This window comes from Burkholderia sp. Se-20378 (assembly GCF_017104665.1).
Taxonomy (GTDB): domain Bacteria; phylum Pseudomonadota; class Gammaproteobacteria; order Burkholderiales; family Burkholderiaceae; genus Burkholderia; species Burkholderia lata.
Genome location: NZ_JAAGPG010000812.1, coordinates 1 through 2,543 on the forward strand (window position 1 = coordinate 1; position 2,543 = coordinate 2,543).

The following is a 2,543-nucleotide window of genomic DNA, read 5'->3' on the forward strand; positions in this document are numbered from 1 at the left end:
TGACGTCCTGCGCCATCGTCGCGGCGAGGCCGATCGCGAAGCTCGCCGCGAGCAGCAGCCCGAGCGACGGCGCGATGGCGGCGAGCAGCAGCGCGATGACCAGCGTCGCGGCCTTGGTCACGATCACGCGGCGGCGGTGGAAGCGGTCGCCGAGCGGCGCGAGCAGCAGGATGCCGAGCGCATAGCCGAGCTGCGTGAGCGTCGGCACGAAGCCGATCGCACGTGCCGACGCGCCGAGATCGGGCCCGAGCGCGCCCAGCATCGGCTGCGAGTAGTAGAGCGGCGCGACCCCGAGGCCGGCAGCGGCCGCGAGCAGCAGCACGAGCCGGCGATCGGGCATCGAATGGGCGGCCGGATGGGCCGGGGCGTGGGCTGCGCGGGGCGCGGCATCGAGACGGGACGGGGTGGACATCGCGTACTTCCTGGATGGGGTGAAGGAATGGACGCGAGTGTGGCGGCACGCGACCGGCCACGGTAGTGCCGCCCTGCGCAGATTTGTTATACGCTCCACGCATGACTGAAAAATCTCGACTCTCTCCCGCTGCTGGCGGGTCTCCGCGCATTCAGGCCGTGCCGGTGGACGGCGCCGGCTATCGTTTCGAGCTGATGGAAACCTTCGTACGCATAGTCGAGGCCGGCAGCCTGTCGGCCGCGGCCGCGCAACTGCATACGACGCAGCCGACGATCAGCCGGCGGCTGCAGGCGCTCGAACGTTCGCTCGGCATGCGCCTGCTGCAGCGGACGACGCATACGATGCGGCTGACCGTCGACGGCGAGCGCTGCTTCAAGCGCGCGAAGGAGTTGCTGGCGAACTGGGCGGCGTTCGAGGCCGATCTGCGCGGCGCACAGGAGGAGCCTGACGGGCTGCTGCGGGTCGCGGTGCCGCACGCGTTCGGCCAGGAGCGTTTCGTCGAGCCGCTCGCGCGGTTCCTGCGCGACTATCCGCGCGTGTCGGTGGAGTGGCTGCTGCAGGACGAGGTGCGGGATTTCGTCGGCAGCGGCATCGATTGCGCGATCCAGGTGGGCGAGCCGACCGATCCGGCCGTGGTCGCGATCCGGCTCTCGAAGGTGCCGCGCTTCGTGGTTGCCGCGCCGTCCGTGCTGAACGGCGCCGAGGTGCCGGCCGACCCCGACGCGCTGGCCGCGTTGCCGTGGCTCGCGCTGCGCACTTACTACCGCACCGAGCTGGCGCTCACGCATTCGGTCACGGGCGAGACGCGGCGCATCGCGATCCGCCCGCGCATCACGACCGCGAACCTGTACGCGTTGCGCAGTGCGGCGCTGCTGGGGGTGGGGGCGTGCGTCGGCTCGTCATGGATGCTGGCCGACCACCTCGCGCGCGGCGAGCTCGTTCATCTTGCGCCCGAGTGGCAGGCCGCGCCGCTGCCCGTCTACCTGACCTATCCGCATGCGCAGTTCTATCCGTCGCGGCTCGTGCGGTTCGCCGCGATGATGCGCGAGGCCGTGCCGGGGCTGGTCGAAGGGCGCGACGCCTGACGCGGAATACGGGATGTGCCGCGAGCGGAGGGTAGCGGCTTCAGCCGCGCCGGATCCCTTCGGGCAGCGCGCTGATGCGGCGCACCTCGGGCGAATCGAGCCACGCGCGCGACGTCGCGCAGTCGGCGAACATGTCGGTCGCATCCTCGCCCCAGAACAGGTCGCCGTCGAGTTCGAAGGTCGGCACGCCGAATACGGCGTGCGCGATCGCATCGTCGGTGTTCGCGCGCAGTGCGTCCTTCACCGGTTGGGCGTCGACGGCCGTCACGCCTTCCGGAAAGCCGACCGCTTCGCACAGCGCGGCGAAGCCTTCCGGTGTCGACACGTCCTGGCCGTCGCGCCAGATGTGCCGGAAGATCCGCCGGATCGCGTCGGGCGAATTGCCCATCGCGATCGCGAGGCGCAGCGGCTTGATCGGATTGAACGGGTGCGCGGGCGGCATCCGGAACGCAATCCCGAGCTTGTCCGCGCGATATTGCGCGTGGCGATAGGTGAACACGCGCTTCGCCGCGATCTCGGCTGGTGCCTTCTGCCCCCTGTGTGCGAGCAGTGCGCCGAGCACGATGGGCCGCGGCTCGAATGCGGCGGCGGCCGGCAACCGGTCGAATTGTTCCTGCTGCAGGTAGGCGAACGGCGAAACGAAATCGAAATACCAGGTGGCGGTGCGCGTGGCGTTCATGGTGGCTGCCCTCAAGCGTGTCCGGTTGGCGGTGGCACGCACGGCACGCCCGCGGGCGGCGCGCGATGCATGCATCGGCGGCCAGTGTCGCACGCGGCCGCCTTTTGCGCTGTTGCGTAGCGAGGCGCGCGCAGCCCGCTTGTGACCGGCGCTTACGACCGCTTATGACGCGTCGTCGCCGTGGCCCGCCATCGACGCGAGCCGCGCGAGGCTGTCACGCACGGCCGCCGCGTCGTAGCGTGCGCCCGCGAGATCGGAAGAGCGTAGTGTAGGGCAAGACTGTGCGCCAGCGTGTGGCTCTCGCCGGCTGCCGAACTCTTCCATCACAAACCCCCACTCACACCAGCACACCCCACTCACACCCAAA

The 2,543-nt window shown here is 70.2% G+C and carries 4 protein-coding genes; 1 reads left to right on the top strand and 3 read right to left on the bottom strand.

Annotated features, from left to right (window positions below; all coding sequences use genetic code 11):
* Positions 1 to 412: MFS transporter (locus G3N93_RS37810; protein WP_206135303.1), on the bottom strand; the 412-nt coding region annotated here is incomplete at its 3' end.
* A 101-nt stretch (positions 413 to 513) separates the two neighbouring features.
* Here G3N93_RS37810 and G3N93_RS37815 point away from each other — a divergent pair.
* Positions 514 to 1,497, top strand: a complete 984-nt coding sequence (locus G3N93_RS37815) for a LysR family transcriptional regulator (RefSeq protein WP_206125061.1) — start codon at positions 514 to 516, stop codon at positions 1,495 to 1,497.
* A 40-nt stretch (positions 1,498 to 1,537) separates the two neighbouring features.
* Here the strand turns inward: G3N93_RS37815 and G3N93_RS37820 are convergent, their stop codons facing one another.
* Together G3N93_RS37820 and G3N93_RS37825 are read right to left on the bottom strand one after the other, a co-directional pair.
* The gene (locus G3N93_RS37820; protein WP_206135304.1) at positions 1,538 to 2,176 is read right to left on the bottom strand and encodes a 2-hydroxychromene-2-carboxylate isomerase; all 639 of its coding nucleotides are present in this window, start codon (positions 2,174 to 2,176) and stop codon (positions 1,538 to 1,540) included.
* A 162-nt stretch (positions 2,177 to 2,338) separates the two neighbouring features.
* Positions 2,339 to 2,543: hypothetical protein (locus G3N93_RS37825; protein ID WP_206135305.1), on the bottom strand; the 205-nt coding region annotated here is incomplete at its 5' end.

Coding starts and splice junctions, on each gene's coding strand:
- G3N93_RS37815 (WP_206125061.1), top strand. CDS start 514: ATGACTGAAAAATCTCGACTCTCTCCCGCTGCTGGCGGGTCTCCGCGC.
- G3N93_RS37820 (WP_206135304.1), bottom strand. CDS start 2,176: ATGAACGCCACGCGCACCGCCACCTGGTATTTCGATTTCGTTTCGCCG.